The organism is Halorubrum sp. SP3, assembly GCF_005435195.1.
GTDB classification, from domain to species: domain Archaea; phylum Halobacteriota; class Halobacteria; order Halobacteriales; family Haloferacaceae; genus Halorubrum; species Halorubrum sodomense.
Map to the genome: position 1 here is coordinate 1 of NZ_SGTU01000006.1, position 15,817 is coordinate 15,817.

Here is a 15,817-nt window from a genome sequence, read left to right on the forward strand (position 1 = left end):
CCCTCGCGCGTGCGGTTCGCGCCGCGGTGCGGCGCTCACCGGCACGCGCCACCGCCTTCATTTATAAGCACTCGTCGCCGCCACTTGCGGGTATTTAAATATCGTATCGCAACTGACGCTCCGTAACACTCGCTCCGCTGTCGACACCGCGGATTAGGGGTCCAGCAGCTTCGACTCCGCCTTCCGAAGGTGTTCGAGCAGCGTCGTCTTCGAGACGTTCAGGTCGTCGGCGAGCTCGCGCGTCGACGCCTCTCGGGGCCACTCGTAGTAGCCCGCATCGCGGGCGTGTTCGTACACCTTCCGCTGGGTCGTGGTCAGCGTGTCGAGCCGCTGCTCGCGGGGGGTCCGCCCCGCGTGCCCCGACGACGACATCGACTCCACCGTCACCTCCGCGCCGGCCGCCTCCTGAACCGCGTCGAGGGACTCCCGGATCTCCGTGCGCTCCCCGACGAAACACACCTGCCACTCCTCTCGTCCCTCTTCGATCCGGACCGGCGCGCTGTGGACGAAGCCGTACTCCAGCAGCGTCGGGCACACCATGTCCGCCGGGTCGTACTCCAAGAAGAACTCGCGAACGACGTTTCCCGGGGCGTCCCGAGCGCGCCCGAACCGCTCCTGTAGTTCGAGCAGGTTCCCCGCGCGGTCGGACTCGCGGATCGCGTCGAGCAGCGCTTCGACCTCCTCGTTCGTGTCTCCGAACGCCGTGAACAGGCCGTTCACCGTGTTCGGCGCGTCGCTCTCGGCCCTCGGTGAGTTGTATATCGCGTGTGCGAGGACGCCACCGCCGGTCTTTTTCGTCGCCTCGATCGCCCAGCAGTTCGGATGCCACAGGTCCAGCGTGAGCCTGGTTCCGGCCCACTCTCCCGCCCCGTCCGCGTCGGTTGTCGCCATTGTTCACCTTTCCTTGGCACCACATGACAAAGACCCTGCCGACCATGGTAGGGTGGGTTATTTGGACGTGCCGACGGGATGTGCCGAACATGGCGCAGCCGTACCAACACTACATCGACGGCGAGTGGGTCGACGGCGACGGGTCCGAGACCTTCGAGAGCGAGAACCCCGCGACCGGAGAGACGCTCGGGGAGTTTCGTCAGGGAACCCCCGAAGACGTCGACCGCGCGGTCGACGCCGCGGACGCGGCGTTCGAGGAGTGGCGCGAGCTCTCGCGGATCCAGCGCGCGGAGTACCTCTGGGACGTGTACCACGAGCTCCGCGACCGCACGGACGAGCTCGGAGAGATCGTCACCAAGGAGTGCGGCAAGGAGATCAGCGAGGGGAGAGCGGACGTGGTCGAGGCCGCGCACATGGTCGAGTGGGCCGCGGGCGACGCCCGCCACCCGAAGGGCGACATCGTCCCCTCGGAGATCCCGTCGAAGGACGCGTACATGCGACGGAAGCCGCGCGGCGTCACCGGCTGTATCACGCCGTGGAACTTCCCCGTCGCGATACCGTACTGGCACATGGCCATCGCGCTGGTCGAAGGGAACACCGTCGTCTTCAAGCCGGCCGAGCAGACGCCGTGGTGCGCGCAGATCATCGCGGAGATGTTCGACGACGCCGGCATCCCCGACGGCGTGTTCAACATGGTCCAGGGGTTCGGCGACGCCGGCAACGCGATCGTCGAGCACGACGATGTCTCGACGGTGCTGTTCACCGGCTCCGCGGAGGTCGGCCACCACATCCAAGACAAGCTCGGCGGCGTCGCCGGCAAGCGCGCCGCCTGCGAGATGGGCGGGAAGAACGCCATCGTGGTCACCGAGGCGGCGGACCTCGACGTCGCGGTCCACTCGGCGCTGATGTCCTCCTTCAAGACGACCGGTCAGCGCTGCGTCTCCTCCGAGCGACTGATCGTCCACACGGACGTCTACGACGAGTTCAAGGAGCGGTTCGTCGAGGTCGCGGAGTCGGTCGCGGTCGGCGACCCCCTCGACGAGGACACCTTCATGGGGCCGCTCATCGAGGCGGAACACCGCGAGAAGGTCACCCGGAACAACGAGGCGGCCCGCGAGGAGGGTGTGAACGTACTCGTCGACCGGACCGATCTCGACGACGAGGAGATCCCGGACGGCCACGAGGACGGCTACTGGGTCGGGCCGTTCGTCTACGAGGCGGACCCCGACGCGGACCTGCGGTGTACCCGCGAGGAGGTGTTCGGGCCGCACGTCGCGCTCATGGAGTACGACGGCGACATCGAGCGCGCGGTCGAGATACAGAACGACACCGAGTACGGCCTCGCCGGCGCGATCATCTCCGAGGACTACCGGCAGATCAACTACTACCGCGACCGCGCCGAGCTGGGGCTGGCGTACGGGAACCTCCCGTGTATCGGCGCCGAAGTCCAGCTCCCCTTCGGCGGCGTGAAGAAGTCCGGCAACGGCTACCCCTCCGCCCGCGAGGCGATCGAGGCCGTCACCGACCGCACCGCGTGGACCCTGAACAACTCGAAGGAGATCGAGATGGCGCAGGGACTCTCCGCGGACATCAAGACGAAGGACGACTGACCGGTCCGGACTGAGGACCGACGTGCCTTATTCCGTCACGCCCCGCACCGCCGCGACCGTCTCCGCGGGCGTCTCGGCGGCTTCGAGCGCGCCGCGCGCCGCGAGCCGTTCCCGGGGGCGTCCGACCGGCTGCGGCTCGGAAACGGTCTCGATCAGGTCGGCCTCGCGGAGCAGCCGCTTCACCCGCGTGAACGTCGACGGGCTCCCGAGTCCGGCGTCCTCGCAGGCCCGGCGCAGGGTGCGGTCGAGGACCTTCTCGCGGGCGCCGACCGCGTAGGCCCGGACGCGCGTCTCCTCCGGATCGGGGCCGTCGGTCGGTAGCTCCGAATCCACCGCGCGGTCCGCCTCCTCCGATTCCTCCGTCACGTCGAGCGCCCGGAGCACCGCCGCCGCGACGGACTCGTCGCACCGGTCCGCGAACCCCTCGTGGACTCGCCGCCGGGTCGGCGTCCGGAGCCGGTGCGGTTCGGCGTCCGCGAACCCCGACGCGTACCGCTCGCGGAGCGAGGCGTCGCCGCCGACCCGGTGCCACCGACTCGGCGCTCCGACCGCTTCACAGTCTTCCGATTCCACCAGCGCGAACCCCGTCTCCTCGCCAGCGAGCACCGGGTTCGGCTGCGGCGCATCGAGGACGCGGAGGTCGACCACGCCGGCGTCGACGAGCGCCGCGAGCCGGCTCGCCGGTCCGAACCCCGCGGTCGCTGCGTCGACCGCTCTCTCGCCCGCGAAGGCCTTCAGCGTCGGGAGGTTCGACGGGTCGGAGCTGTCCCCGCCGTCCTCGTTCGCCCCGCTCGCTAGATCCGCGACGCTCGGGTCGGCGAGCGCCGGGGCGGCCTCGCGGTACGCCTCGACGACCGCGCGGAGCAGTCGCGGTCCGGGGTCGACGAGGATCGGGTCCGAGAGCACGCCCAGCGGGAGCGGCTCCGGGGTCGAGGGCAGCGCGGGCCCGGTCGCCATCGACCCGTCCTACGGGCGCGACGGATTAAGAGTGCGGGTCGCCGGGAGACACCCGCCCTCGGATCCCGTCGTGCCGGCTCGCGCGCCTTTTTCACTCCGCGGGCGGAACGGGATCGCGTGCCACCGCTGGACCTGTCGATCGGGCTCGGAACGTCCGGGCTCGACGACCCCGAGACCTGTACCGACACCGTCGCCGCGGCGCTCGACGCCGGCTACCGCCACGTCGACACCGCGCAGATGTACGACAACGAGGCCGCCGTCGGCGAGGGGATCGCCGAGAGCGACGTCGACCGCGACGACGTGGTCGTCGCCACGAAGGTCCATCCGGAGAACCTCGCGCCCGACGACGTGCGGGAGACCGCGCGGGCGAGCCTCGACCGGCTCGGCCTCGACCGCGTCGACCTCCTGTACGTCCACTGGCCGATCCGTGCGTACGACGCGGCGGCGACGCTGCCGGCGTTCGACGACCTCCGCGACGCGGGGGTAACCGACCACGTCGGCGTCTCGAACTTCACCCCCGACCTGCTGCGCGAGGCCGCCGATATCCTCGACGCGCCGATCGCGGCCCACCAGGTCGAGTGTCACCCGCGGTTCCGCCAGCCGGAACTGCGAGCCCTCGCCGACGAGCTCGACCATCGCCTCGTCGGCTACTCCCCGCTCGGCCGCGGCGAGATCCTCGACGACCCGGCGGTGGTCGAGATCGCGGAACGGAACGGCCTCTCGTCGGCGGTCGTCGCGCTCGCGTGGGCGCTCGACCGCGGCGTCGCGCCGATCCCGAAGGCGCGCGGCGACCACGTGCGCGAGAACCTGCGCGCGCTCGACGTCGACCTCCCCGCCGCCGACCTCGACGCGATCGACGCGCTCGACCCCGGAGAGCGGCAGATCGACCCGGACGACGCGGCGTGGAACCGGTGAGGGGGCCGCCGTTCGGGAGGAGCGACCGGTCACACCGCGTCGAGCCGCGCCCGCAGCTCCGCGTCCGCGCGTTCGACGAGGAAGTCGAGCGGCTCGTCGAGGTACGTCGCCCACTGGTCGATAAAGCCCGAGCGCCCCAGCATCCGAACCACCTCGTAGACGGGGCGACGGCGCTCGAAACCCTCCGGGAGTCCGCCGGCTCGGTCGCGGTAGCCCGCGCGGAGCGCCGCGGCGAACCGCTCCGGACCGGTCGAGTCGAAGCCGTTGAGCAGCTGGTCCTCCGCGCGGACGAGGTCCCGGGCGGGGTCGCCGACGTGAGACAGCTCCCAGTCGATCATCGCGACGCCCGGGGCGTTCCCGTTCGACGCGCCTCGCGCGTCCGCTCCGTCTCCTTCGGCCGCGACGAATAGGTTCGGCTTCGTCACGTCGCCGTGGAGCAGCGCCGCGGGCGCGCCGTCGAGCAGGTCCCGGTTCGCGTGGACGCAGTCGATCACCGCGTCGTAGTGCTCGGCGAGCCGCTCGGACGTGCCGATCTCGCGAGTCCGGTCGATCGTCGCGAGCAGCACGTCCGTCCACGGTGCGGTCTCGATAGCGAGTCCGCTCGGGGGGTCGCTCCCCTCGATCGGATCCGCGTCCGCCCCGCCTTCCGTCCCCGATCCGCTCCCCGCGCCGACGATCTCGCCGTGACTCGCGAACCGGTCGGCGTGGAGCGCGGCGATCGCGGCGCCGACGCGCCGGAGCAACCGCTCGCGCTCCCGGTCGCTCGCGGCCTCGTACACCTCTAGCAGCCCCTCGCCCGGCGCCGGTGCCGTCGCGAGGTACGCCGGGTCGCCGTCCGGATCGGCCGCGAGCACCTCGGGCACCGGAACCGGACCGTGCGCTCGGAGGTACCGGAGCACGGCGCGCTCGCGGGCGAGCCGACGGCTCTCGTCGGCGAGCGCGACCTTGAGGAACGCCCGCGAACCGTCCGTGAAGACGACGCCGACCGTCTCGTTGGCGCCGTTCCAGGAGGGGCCGACGCCGGTCAGCCGGTCGACCGCCCGGTCCGGAAACGCCTCCGTGAGGGCCCGCGGGATCGCCGTCGATTCGCCGCCGTCCATGGGTTTTCTCTCCCCCGACCGGTGTTAAAATTGTTGTCAGAGATATCACACCGTGTCACGTGAAATCGAGGTACACGCATCAGAATCCCGGATCGCGGCGATCAACGACACCCTCATACGTGTTGGCGAACCCAAACGACATAGTGGAAGACGGGTCGCCGGACGGACGGATCGGGTTCGAAGTCGACGGGACGACGCTCACCGTCCGGGACGTGATCGAGGGCGAGCGGATGGAGTTTCGCGTCGACCGCGAGCCGGAGCTCTCACCGGCGCTCCCCGAACTATTCCCGCTCCCGGTCGACGGGGCGGTCAGCTTCGAGGCGAACGCCGTCTCGGTCGCGGGGTACTCGGCGGTCAACGTCCGCGACGCGAGCGGTGACTTCATCTCGACGCCCGATGGGTTGACGGAATACCCGCGCGGCGATTACTGTATAGACATCAGTGGCGTAGTGAAATCGTATATCCGGTGCGAGGACGCCGAGATCACGGTAAGCGGCGTGAGTGGCCCCGAGAGCATCGAGTTCGCATTCGAGCGCCCGCACACGGTAACCGTCGGTGCTCGGTCGCTCCACACGCGCCCCGAGGAGACGATCACCGTTCCCGACGATCCGAGCGCGCTCGCGGAGGCGGTGTCGATGCTCGGCTCATCCATCCGAGAGTTCTCTCCCGAACGGTCCTGGCCGACGCTGCGGGGCCATCCACCGCGGATCGAACGCGGCGAAGCGCTCGACATTCCCAGTTCGCTGGCGACACCGGACACGGGCGTCGAAGTGGTCGTCCGACCGACATACCCCGACGTGTACCGGCTTTCGACGCTGTCGTACTACCTCGGCGCGCAGATGCGGACGGGCGACGCGCCGGCGATCCGGCTCGATAACGGCTACGAGGAGCGGCTCCCGACCGAGGGTCACGCGCTCGAAGCACGCGTCACCGAGCTGCTTCGGACGTGGTTCTTCCTCGACACGCTCTCACGAACTGAGGGCTACATTCCGTCGAACCGGTACGAGTACGACGCGGTCGGGCCGGAACTCCCATTTTATCCCCCGAAACTCGCCAACTTGTCGATGAGCGAGAGGCTGATGGAGTATCTCGAGGTCAACCCCGAAACGGTCGCGCCGTATACGCCCGCCTCGTCGACAGAGGCGACGCTGCGTCCGGTCCCCGAGGCCATGGAGCTGCTTCCACACCTCACTCGCCTGATCGCACCGATCCGCGTCCGCGACGCTCGCGGGTCCGAACCGACGAACGCGCCGGTCGCGGTGGCGACGGCGGACCACGTCAGCGGATCGGGCTCGTTCTCACAGGCTGGACCTGTTCCTGCGTGGAGCTCGCTTCTCACGCCGACTGCGTACGAGAACCGCCTTCGTCGTCAGACGACGGACCGCGGAGCGGTGCGCGTCGCATTGCTGACTGGCGGCGACGAGCGTGCGCGACGGCTCCGGGAGTCGCTGTCCACCCCAGCCGTCCCCGATGGTGTCGACTCTTGGTCGGTCCGAGCATCACCGGACCGCGACGTGGTCGCCGAGACGCTGTCCGATGCGACACTTGACCTCGTCATCTGCGACCTACCGCTTTACGACGGTATCGTCGAGGCCGCGGACGGCCTCGTCGAGTTCACGGGCGAAACCGGACAGGATGGACTGGCGGCCCCCACGGTGTCCGTCTTTGCGAGAACCGCCGATCTTGCGCCCGTCGTCGGCGCGATCCAGCGGGGGAGCGTGAGCGGCGCGGCGTTCGAGGACGCCCTCGAACCGGACTGTGCTCGGCGGCTCGTGGGACTCCTCGCTGCGGGCTTTCCGATCGCCGCCGCGGCTCGACTGGCGTTCGGCTCGACGGAGCTAGCGGTGCGGTTCGTCGGTGATCCCGGGAGCGTCGTCGCCGTGGACAGGGGGCTGCCGGCGCAGGTGTTTTCGGTTCACCCGACCGCGTCGGGCTCACATCGATTCCGGTACCGCTCCTTCCTCTCGACCGAGGCTCTCCTCGGTAGCCAGGTCACAATGAAGGCTGAATTCCTCGACGCGACTCCGTTCTTGGCCGGGACGGAGCGCGACGTTGGTGAAGTAACCATCACGGAGATCCTTCAGATACACAAGATGCGTGGACCCACTCTTCGATTCTCCGACGAAACCTACCTCCAGAACGACGTGCTCACTGCGGGACGGATTGACGAGTTGGCGCGGCGAGCACCGTCTCACGACTCGGCGGACTCCTCTTTCCCCGACGCGGAGTCCGAGTGCCGTGACTGACCGAGCTCCGAGCACTTCCACCGCCCGCGAACTGTGAGTACCGGCCAGCAAACGGGGCACTGCCGGTGATTTATATTGCCTCGACCATGAATCGCCACGCATGCCCCAGATCCACCTCGACGAGGAGACGGTCGAGCGGCTGGACACGATCCGGGTCGACGACGAGGAGTACGACGAGATCGTCAGCGAGCTCATCAGCATCTACGAGGCCGAGGAGCTCACGCTGTTCCGCGGTAGCGACGTGGAGTGACTGCGGTCGGCGGACCGGCCGCGGCCGCCGCGAGCCGGCCCTACTCCTGGTAGGCGACGCGGACCTGTTCCCACTTGCCGACCTCTTCGAGGTGCGCCTGTAGCTCGTCGGCGTACTCCTGGACGAGGCGCTCGGCGGCCTCCAGTTCCTCGTCCGAGGGACCGCCGGACCCGCCACCGAGCCCGAGCGCACCTTTGATCGAGTCGACGACGCCGCCGCCTGACCCGCCGGAATCGCCGGCGCCGCCGCCGCCGGGCGCGCCGCCCATCCCGGACATCTGCGACCGGAGGTTCTCGAGTTCGGGCATGATCGCCGGGAGGCTCGACGTGTCCGCGACGACCCGAGCGGCCTCGGGGTCGTCGGCGTCCTCTATCTCCAGCTCCGTGGCCGTCATGATCAGTCCCCACTCCTGGCTGGAGAAGCGCGACGCCGCGACGCGCTCGTTGAACTGGTTGTCGACGGTCATCCGCTCGCCGACGATGGCGTCGGTCCACTCGCTCATGCGCCTCCGTTCGGCGGTCGCGGTGAAAAGTCCGTTCCCCGACGACGAGCCACGGAACGGAGGCGGTCCCGCCCGCTACCACCGCCGGAGGTCGTCGAACGCGCCGCCCGCGAGGCCCGGGCCGGCCGGGACCGCGATCCGCCCGTCCGCGATCGGACAGGGATCGGGCGCCAGGTCCTCGTCGAGCAGCGCTCCGGTCGCGAGCCCGCACGGGGAGACGTCGGGGATCGCGGCCGCGACGTGGACGGCGGCCGTCCGCGCGACGACCGCGTCGATCGTGGTGGTGACGACCGGGTCGACGCCGGCCGACCGCGCCCGCAGCCCGGCCGCCAGCGCGCGGTCCGGCCCGCCGAGCGCCATCGGCTTGAGGACGACCGCGTCGGCGGCGCCCGCGTCCAGCACCGCGTCGATCCCCCGGTCGACGACCGACTCGTCGGCCGCGATCGGGACGCCGCCGCCACCGTCGCCCCCGCCGGTCCCGCCCCCGCTGCCGTCCGCCGGGTCGCGCTCACGGAGCGCCGCCAGTCCGTCGAGGTCGTCCGCGGGGAGCGGCTGCTCGACGTACGCGAGGTCGAAGGCGGCCAGCGCGTCGAGCGCGCGGCGCGCCGTCCCGCGGTCCCACGCGCCGTTCGCGTCGGCGCGGAGCGCGACCGCGTCGCCGACCGCCTCGCGGACCGCGCGGACGCGCTCGACGTCGGCGTCGACGTCGCGGGCGCCGACCTTCAGCTTGAGGCAGTCGAACCCCGCCTCGACCGCCCGCCTCGCCTCGGCGGCGGTCTCGTCCGGTCCGGCGTCCCCGACGGTCGCGTTGATCGGGACGGCGTCCGCGGGCGCGGATTCGACGCCGGCGCCGTCCGCGAGCCGGTCCGCGAGCCGCTCCCCGGCGTCGCGGGCCGCGGCGTCGGCGAGCGCGAGGGAGACGCCGTGCCGGGCCGCCGGAGTCGCCTCGGCGTTCAGCGACTCCAGCGGCGGTTCGGCTTCAGCTCGACCGTCGAGTTCGTCGAGCGCCGTCGCGCACGCATCCCGCGACTCCGTCCACCCCGGAAGCGGGGTCGCCTCGCCGACGCCGGTCACCCCGGTTTCGCGCTCGACCGCGATCACGAACCCCTCTCGACTGCGAATTTTCCCCCGAGCGGTGCCGAGCGGGCGGGTCAGGTCGAGGGCGAACGGGCGGTGTCGCACCGTGACTGGGGGGTTCTCGTCGCGGGGGTAATCGCGGGTCACACCGCGAGGCCGACCGCGAACGCGACGGCGTACGCCGCGAGCAGTTTGCCGGTCGATTCGAGCGCGGGGTTGAGCGCCTCGCCGGACGTCTCGGTCAGCACTGTCCGGGCGACGGACGCCGCCAGCGGGAGGGTGACGAGCGGGAGCAGCGTCGCGAGGCCGTCGCCGCGCGCGACGAACCACAGCGGGACGAGGTACGCCAGCGCGAGCATCGCGAGGTACTCGGCGCGGGCGAAGCGGTAGCCGAACCGGACGGCGAGGGTCCGCTTGCCCGTCGAGGCGTCCTCCTCGCGGTCGCGGAGGTTGTTGACGACGAGGATGTTCGTCGAGAGCGCGGCGATCGGGAGGCTCGCGACGAGCGCCGCGAGCGTGACGGTGCCGTCGGGAACACCCACCGGGAACCACCCGGAGAGGAGCGCGGCCGCTTGGACGTAGTAGGTCCCCGTCACCGCGATCACCCCGAAGAAGACGAACACGAAGAGGTCGCCGAGCCCGTGGTAGCCGAGCGGGTACGGGCCGCCGGTGTAAGCGATCCCGGCGGCGACGGAGGCGAGCCCGATCACGACGATCGGAACGCCGCCGACGACGACGAGGTAGGTACCGACGCCGATCGCGGCCGCGAACGTGAGCCACATCGCTCGCTTCACCTCGGTCGGTTCGATGAGGCCGCTGGCGACGACGCGGGTGAACCCCTCGCGGTCGTCGGTGTCGGCGCCCTGGATCGCGTCGTAGTAGTCGTTCGCGAAGTTCGTGCCGACCTGGATCAGCGCCGCGCCGACGAGCGCCGCCAGCGCCGGCAGCGGGGCGAACACGCCGTCGGCGAGCGCGAGCCCGACGCCGACGATCACCGGCGCGGCCGCCGCCGGGAGCGTCTGGGGGCGGGCGGCGATCACCCACGCCCGCCGACGAGTCACCTCGGTGGTCATTGCCGCCCGTTGGTGCGTGTCGTTCCTTAAGCTTGCCATCGCGTTTCGTCTCCCTTCGCGTCGATACCGAGTCGCGGCGAGCGATACCGCGTCGCGCACGCGGACGACCGTGTTCGGGCCGCCGTCGCGTCGTCCTCGACGCGCTGCGATCGACAGATTCGACAGGGATCGGCCCGTAGCGCTCGTATGACCGACACGGAGGCCGCGTCGGCGAACGGCATCGCGGCGCGATACGAGGAGGCCGACGGCGAGCGACTGCTCACTTTCTCGCTTGACGGCCGCGAGGCTACCGTCGCGCAGAACGTCGAGGGGTACGCCATGCTGAAGGTCCGTCCCGGCCCCGACGGCGACGAACTGGAGCGGTACTACGGGTTCGACATGGCGCTCGACCACGCCGCCGAACTGCTCGGTGTCGCCGTCTCGGAGCTTCCGGTGCCGGACGCCGCCGCCGACATGGGAATGTAGCCGGGCCGGCGACGCGTCCGGACCTCGCAGTCGGGTGGGCTCTCACGGCAGACCGCGCGACCGCCGCAAACAACCAGCAACATGGTCCGATACCCGGAACGGAAGCCGAACGGCTTCGTCGAGGCGTGAGATGGGGTCAGAAACGCATATCTGGATGTCAGCGACCCTGACGCGGCGATCGCCGCCCGTGTAAACGGTACTCATTGACGAAAATAAATAACTGATAAGCATCATAGCCGTAGCTGAATATTCTTAATAGCCATATCGGTTTATGAGTGGCACCGGTACGAGGAGTCACGATGGAGCGAAGACAATTCCTGCGCGGTACCGGCGCGGCGATCGGCGGTTCGCTGCTCGCCGGCTGCGCGGGAAGCGGCGGCGAATCCGGAACGGTGACGGTCGACTACGCGTACTACAACCCGGTCAGTCTCGTGTTGCGCGAGAAGGGGTGGCTCGAAGCGGCGTTCGCGGACACCGGCACCGACGTCGAGTGGGTGTTGAGCCTCGGGAGCAACCAGGCCAACGAGTACGCGCAAAGCGGCGCGGCGGACGTCTCCTCGACCGCCGGGATCGCGGCGCTGATGGCCCGCACGAACGGCGTGCCGATCACGACGCCGTACGTCTACTCGAATCCCGAGTGGACCGCGCTCGTGACCTTCCGGGAGACCGGCATCGAGTCGGCGGCCGACCTCGAGGGGAGGCGCGTCGCCGCCACCCGCGGGACCGACCCGTACTTCTTCCTGCTTCAGGCGCTCGAGGACGCCGGACTGAGCGCGGAGGACGTGGAGATCGTCCACCTCCAGCACCCGGAGGGGCAGTCCGCGCTCATCCAGGGCGACGTCGACGCCTGGGCCGGCCTCGATCCCCACATGGCGGAACTGGAACTCGAGTACGAGGGCGCGGAGCTGTTCTTCCGCGAGCCGCGGTACAACACGTACGGCTTCCTCAACTTCCTCGACGGGTTCCTCGCGAACCGTACGGCGGACGCCCGTCGCGTCCTCGAGGCCTACGAGCGGGGTCGCGAGTGGGCCATCGAGAACCCCGAGGCGACAGCGGGGATCCTCGCGGACGCCTCGGGGATGTCCGAGCCGGTCGCGGAGCGCGTGTTCACCCAGCGGACCGACCTCTCCCGGCCGATCCCGGGCGAACCGCACCGCGAGCTGCTGTCGAACCTCTCGCCGATCCTCGAACGCGAGGACCTCGTGACCGACGACGCCGACCCCGCCGGCGCCGTCGACGAGCTGATCGACTCGGAGTTCGCGAGCGGGGTCGTCTGAGATGGCCGCCGACACCCGCCGGGAGTCGGACGTCTCCCGCGAGTCCGACGCCCGTCACGGGTCGGACGCCGGCGGGTCGGCCCGCGCCGCGGAGCCTCGCACGCTCGGCCCGATCCCCGTCCCCTCTGCGAGCCGGTTCCGGCCGCTGCTCGGGCTGTTCGTTCCCCTCGCTCTCGTCGTCGTCTGGCACGCACTCGTCACGACCGGCGTCTTCGCCGCCTACCAGTTGCCGCCGCCGCTTCGGGTGGCGAAGACCCTCTACGGGATGGCGGCGTCCGGAGAGCTGTGGGGCCACGTCGCCATCACGCTCCAGCGCGTGGCGCTCGGCGCGGGCCTCGGAATCGTCGTCGGCACCGTCTTCGGGACTCTCACCGGCCTTTCGCGGACGGCGAGCGACCTGCTGGACCCCCTGCTCCAGAGCCTGAAGAACATCCCGTCGCTGGCGTGGGTGCCGCTGTTCCTCCTCTGGTTCGGCATCGGCGAGACCGCGAAGGTGCTGCTCATCTCGGTCGGCGCCTTCTTCCCGGTGTACCTCAACCTCTCGACGGGGATCGCGGCGGTCGACGAGGAGCTCTTGGAGGTCGCCGAGGTGTACGACCTCGGGCGCGTCGAGTCGCTGCGCCGGGTCGTGTTCCCGGCCGCGCTCCCGGACCTGCTCGTCGGGATCCGCGGCGGCGTCGGGCTGGCGTGGATGTTCGTCGTCGCCGCCGAGCTCATCGCGGCGAGCCAGGGGATCGGGTTCCTGCTGAGCGACGGGCGGGCCCTCGCGCGGCCCGACATCATCGTGGGCTCGATCCTGCTTTTCGCCTTCCTCGGTAACTGCTCGGACGTCGCGGTGAAGGAGGTGAGGAACCGTGTCGTCGGACGCTGACGCGGACGTCACCCCGTCGTCGGCCGACGGGGTCGACGCGGCGACGCCGACCGGCGAGGCCGATCCCGACTCGTCGACCGCGGACCCGGTCCTCGCGGTCGACGACCTCCGGAAGCGGTACGACGACACCGTCGCGCTCGACGGCGTCGACCTCGCGGTCGCGGACGGGGAGTTCGTCGCCGTCGTCGGCCCCTCGGGCTGCGGGAAGTCGACGCTGCTCCGCGTGCTCTCGGGGCTCGAAGCCGAGTTCGGCGGCCGCGTCGCGGTCGACGGGACGGACGTGCGCGACGGCGGCAGCGACGCCGTCGGCATGGTGTTTCAGGAGCCGCGGCTGCTCGACTGGGCGGACGTGCGCGAGAACGTCGCGGTCGGGCTCCCGTCCGACGTCGACCCTGCGAGCCCGCCGGCCCGCGAGCGCGTCGACGACCTGATCGAGACGGTCGGGCTCGACGGGTTCGCCGAGAGCCGTCCGGACGAGCTCTCCGGGGGGATGGCCCAGCGCGTGTCGCTCGCGCGGGGGCTGGCGTACGACCCCTCCGTGCTGCTGCTCGACGAGCCGTTCTCGGCGCTCGACCGCCTGACCAAGGCGGACCAACAGGACCACCTGCTCGACGTGTGGGAGGAGCGCGGGACGACCGTCGTCCTCGTCACTCACGACGTCGAGGAGGCGGTCTACCTCGCGGACCGCGTGGTCGTCCTCTCCGGCCAACCGGGCACGGTTGCGTCCGTCGTCGACGTCGACATCGACCGCCCCCGCGACCGGGCGGACGCCGACTTGGTCGCGCTCCGCCGCGAGGTGACGGACGCCCTCGGTCGGTAGCCGCGCTGACCTTGGAGGGCCCTCGGCTCGCGACGCGCGCCGACCTTGGAGGGCCCTCGGCTCGCGACGCGCGCCGACCTTGGAGGGCCCCGGTTCGCAACGCGCGCCGACCGGCTCGAACCCCTCGCCGGACCGCGTGCCGGCCGCGGTTCGAACGAAACGAACGTCGATTCTGCTTATTAACTGGCTTCCGGATCGGAATACCGGTCGGATCACCGGTGTGCGTATAACCTCCTTAAGGTGTTTGTATGTCGTCGCTGTCGTGCGGTTTGCTGTTCGCGCCGAGCGCCGATCCGAACTGCCGGTCCGCTCCGATTTTGCGATCGTCCAAACCGTTAAGTACCCAACCGTCTTGTCGTGAACCGATGACAGACATCACGGAGGCTTCGTCGGACACCCCGGCGGATCGAGTTCTTCCAGGGCACGATAGCTTCTAACGTCGATATCGGTCCTGTCAGGATCTTCGACACGACCCTGCGAGACGGAGAACAGTCACCACGCACGTCGTTCAGCTACGATGAGAAACGCCGCATAGCGGCGACGCTGGACGACATGAACACCCACGTCATCGAGGCGGGGTTCCCGGTCAACTCGGACGCGGAGTTCGAGGCCGTCAGCGACATCGCTGCCGCGACGGACACCACCGTCTGCGGGCTGGCGCGGGTCGTCGAGGGCGACATCGAGGCCGCCATCGACTCCGGCGTCGAGATGGTCCACGTGTTCGTCTCCACCAGCGACGTTCAGCTGGAGGACTCGATGCACGCGACCCGCGAGGAGGCGAAGGGGCGCGCGGTGGACGCCGTCGAGCGGGTGAAAGACGCCGGCGTCGAGTGTATGTTCTCGCCGATGGACGCCACCCGGACGGACCCGGACTACCTGACCGACATCGTCGAGGCCGTCTCCGAGGCGGGCACCGACTGGATCAACATCCCCGACACCTGCGGCGTCGGGATGCCGACCAGCTTCGGGCAGACGGTGAAGGCCGTCGTCGAGGCGACCGACGCCCGCGTCGACGTCCACACCCACGACGACTTCGGTATGGCCGCGGCCAACGCGGTCACCGGCTTCGAGAACGGCGCCGAGCAGGCGCAGGTGTCGGTCAACGGGATCGGTGAGCGCGCCGGTAACGCCGCGTACGAGGAGGTCGTCATGGCGGTCGAGTCGGTGTACGGCGTCGACACCGGCATCGACACGACTCAGATCACCAAGCTGGCCCGGATCGTCGAGGAGGCCTCTGACATCCCGGTGCCGGCGAACAAGCCGATCACCGGACGCAACGCGTTCGCCCACGAGTCCGGCATCCACGCCGCCGGCGTCATCGAGAACAGCGACACGTTCGAGACCGGCGTGATGACCCCGGAGATGGTGGGGGCCGAACGCGAGTTCGTGCTGGGCAAACACACCGGTACCCACAGCGTGCGCAAGCACCTGGTTGAGGCCGGCTTCGACCCGACGGACAGCGAGGTCCGGACGATCACCAAGCGGGTCAAGGAGTACGGCGCCGGCAAGCGGCAGGTGACCGCCGGCGACGTTGAGCGGTTCGCCGAGGAGGCGGACGTCACGCGCGAGGAGGAGGTCAGGGTCTGATGCCCGCCTCCTCGACCGGAGCGCTCCCCGAGCGACCGCGAGGGCGGTCCTGCGAGGAGCCCGACCGGGGTCTCGTCCCGGACCCCCGACAGGAATTTATACCCCGCCCGCGTTGCTCCGAGCGAGATGCGACGGCACGCCGCGGCCGCGGGGCGAACGCGCGTTCCCGGAGCCGT

At 70.2% G+C, this 15,817-nt stretch carries 15 protein-coding genes; 9 read left to right on the forward strand and 6 right to left on the reverse strand.

Annotation, left to right across the window (positions count from 1 at the left end; genetic code table 11):
- Positions 1 to 153: 153 nt before the first annotated feature.
- Positions 154 to 891: a helix-turn-helix domain-containing protein gene (locus tag EXE42_RS06155; RefSeq protein WP_092921624.1), complete on the reverse strand. Its 738-nt coding sequence runs from the start codon at positions 889 to 891 to the stop codon at positions 154 to 156.
- 89 nt (positions 892 to 980) lie between these two features.
- On the opposite strand from EXE42_RS06155, the gene EXE42_RS06160 reads away from it, so the two are divergent.
- On the forward strand, positions 981 to 2,501 hold the full coding sequence (locus tag EXE42_RS06160; RefSeq protein WP_092921626.1) for an aldehyde dehydrogenase family protein: 1,521 nt from the start codon (positions 981 to 983) through the stop codon (positions 2,499 to 2,501).
- Positions 2,502 to 2,528: 27 nt separating this feature from the next.
- On the opposite strand, the gene EXE42_RS06165 is transcribed toward EXE42_RS06160, so the two are convergent.
- Positions 2,529 to 3,458: a DUF5821 family protein gene (locus EXE42_RS06165; protein WP_137706113.1), complete on the reverse strand. Its 930-nt coding sequence runs from the start codon at positions 3,456 to 3,458 to the stop codon at positions 2,529 to 2,531.
- 117 nt (positions 3,459 to 3,575) lie between these two features.
- Here EXE42_RS06165 and EXE42_RS06170 point away from each other — a divergent pair, with 117 nt between their 5' ends.
- Entirely contained in the window at positions 3,576 to 4,373 is a 798-nt protein-coding gene (locus EXE42_RS06170) for an aldo/keto reductase (RefSeq protein ID WP_137706114.1), read from the forward strand.
- Between the two features lie 29 nt (positions 4,374 to 4,402).
- Here the strand turns inward: EXE42_RS06170 and EXE42_RS06175 are convergent, their stop codons facing one another.
- Positions 4,403 to 5,473 carry a phosphotransferase family protein gene (locus EXE42_RS06175; protein ID WP_092921632.1) on the reverse strand — a complete coding sequence of 357 codons (1,071 nt, stop codon included), beginning with the start codon at positions 5,471 to 5,473 and terminating at the stop codon, positions 4,403 to 4,405.
- A 401-nt stretch (positions 5,474 to 5,874) separates the two neighbouring features.
- Here EXE42_RS06175 and EXE42_RS06180 point away from each other — a divergent pair, with 401 nt between their 5' ends.
- Both EXE42_RS06180 and EXE42_RS19235 read left to right on the forward strand, forming a co-directional pair.
- On the forward strand, positions 5,875 to 7,719 hold the full coding sequence (locus EXE42_RS06180; protein WP_321167821.1) for a hypothetical protein: 1,845 nt from the start codon (positions 5,875 to 5,877) through the stop codon (positions 7,717 to 7,719).
- Positions 7,720 to 7,819: 100 nt separating this feature from the next.
- Positions 7,820 to 7,969, forward strand: a complete 150-nt coding sequence (locus EXE42_RS19235; protein WP_199240736.1) for a hypothetical protein — start codon at positions 7,820 to 7,822, stop codon at positions 7,967 to 7,969.
- 40 nt (positions 7,970 to 8,009) lie between these two features.
- Here the strand turns inward: EXE42_RS19235 and EXE42_RS06185 are convergent, their stop codons facing one another.
- From EXE42_RS06185 to EXE42_RS06195, 3 genes are all read right to left on the reverse strand, one after another.
- On the reverse strand, positions 8,010 to 8,471 hold the full coding sequence (locus tag EXE42_RS06185; protein ID WP_137706116.1) for a DUF5799 family protein: 462 nt from the start codon (positions 8,469 to 8,471) through the stop codon (positions 8,010 to 8,012).
- 75 nt (positions 8,472 to 8,546) lie between these two features.
- Positions 8,547 to 9,695, reverse strand: a complete 1,149-nt coding sequence (locus tag EXE42_RS06190) for a mandelate racemase/muconate lactonizing enzyme family protein (RefSeq protein WP_137706117.1) — start codon at positions 9,693 to 9,695, stop codon at positions 8,547 to 8,549.
- The gene (locus EXE42_RS06195) at positions 9,692 to 10,621 is read right to left on the reverse strand and encodes a 1,4-dihydroxy-2-naphthoate polyprenyltransferase (RefSeq protein WP_092921640.1); all 930 of its coding nucleotides are present in this window, start codon (positions 10,619 to 10,621) and stop codon (positions 9,692 to 9,694) included. The genes EXE42_RS06190 and EXE42_RS06195 overlap by 4 nt, the downstream gene beginning before the upstream one ends.
- A gap of 186 nt (positions 10,622 to 10,807) precedes the next feature.
- Here EXE42_RS06195 and EXE42_RS06200 point away from each other — a divergent pair, with 186 nt between their 5' ends.
- The 5 genes from EXE42_RS06200 (at position 10,808) to EXE42_RS06220 (ending at position 15,641) form a co-directional block, all read left to right on the forward strand.
- On the forward strand, positions 10,808 to 11,086 hold the full coding sequence (locus EXE42_RS06200; protein ID WP_137706118.1) for a hypothetical protein: 279 nt from the start codon (positions 10,808 to 10,810) through the stop codon (positions 11,084 to 11,086).
- Positions 11,087 to 11,385: 299 nt separating this feature from the next.
- Entirely contained in the window at positions 11,386 to 12,363 is a 978-nt protein-coding gene (locus EXE42_RS06205) for a substrate-binding domain-containing protein (protein WP_137706119.1), read from the forward strand.
- A gap of 1 nt (position 12,364) precedes the next feature.
- On the forward strand, positions 12,365 to 13,234 hold the full coding sequence (locus tag EXE42_RS06210; RefSeq protein WP_092921646.1) for an ABC transporter permease: 870 nt from the start codon (positions 12,365 to 12,367) through the stop codon (positions 13,232 to 13,234).
- Complete coding sequence (locus EXE42_RS06215) at positions 13,218 to 14,054, forward strand: ABC transporter ATP-binding protein (protein WP_137693844.1); 837 nt, start codon at positions 13,218 to 13,220, stop codon at positions 14,052 to 14,054. The genes EXE42_RS06210 and EXE42_RS06215 overlap by 17 nt, the downstream gene beginning before the upstream one ends.
- A gap of 426 nt (positions 14,055 to 14,480) precedes the next feature.
- Positions 14,481 to 15,641, forward strand: a complete 1,161-nt coding sequence (locus EXE42_RS06220) for a LeuA family protein (RefSeq protein ID WP_199240737.1) — start codon at positions 14,481 to 14,483, stop codon at positions 15,639 to 15,641.
- Positions 15,642 to 15,817: the final 176 nt, after the last annotated feature.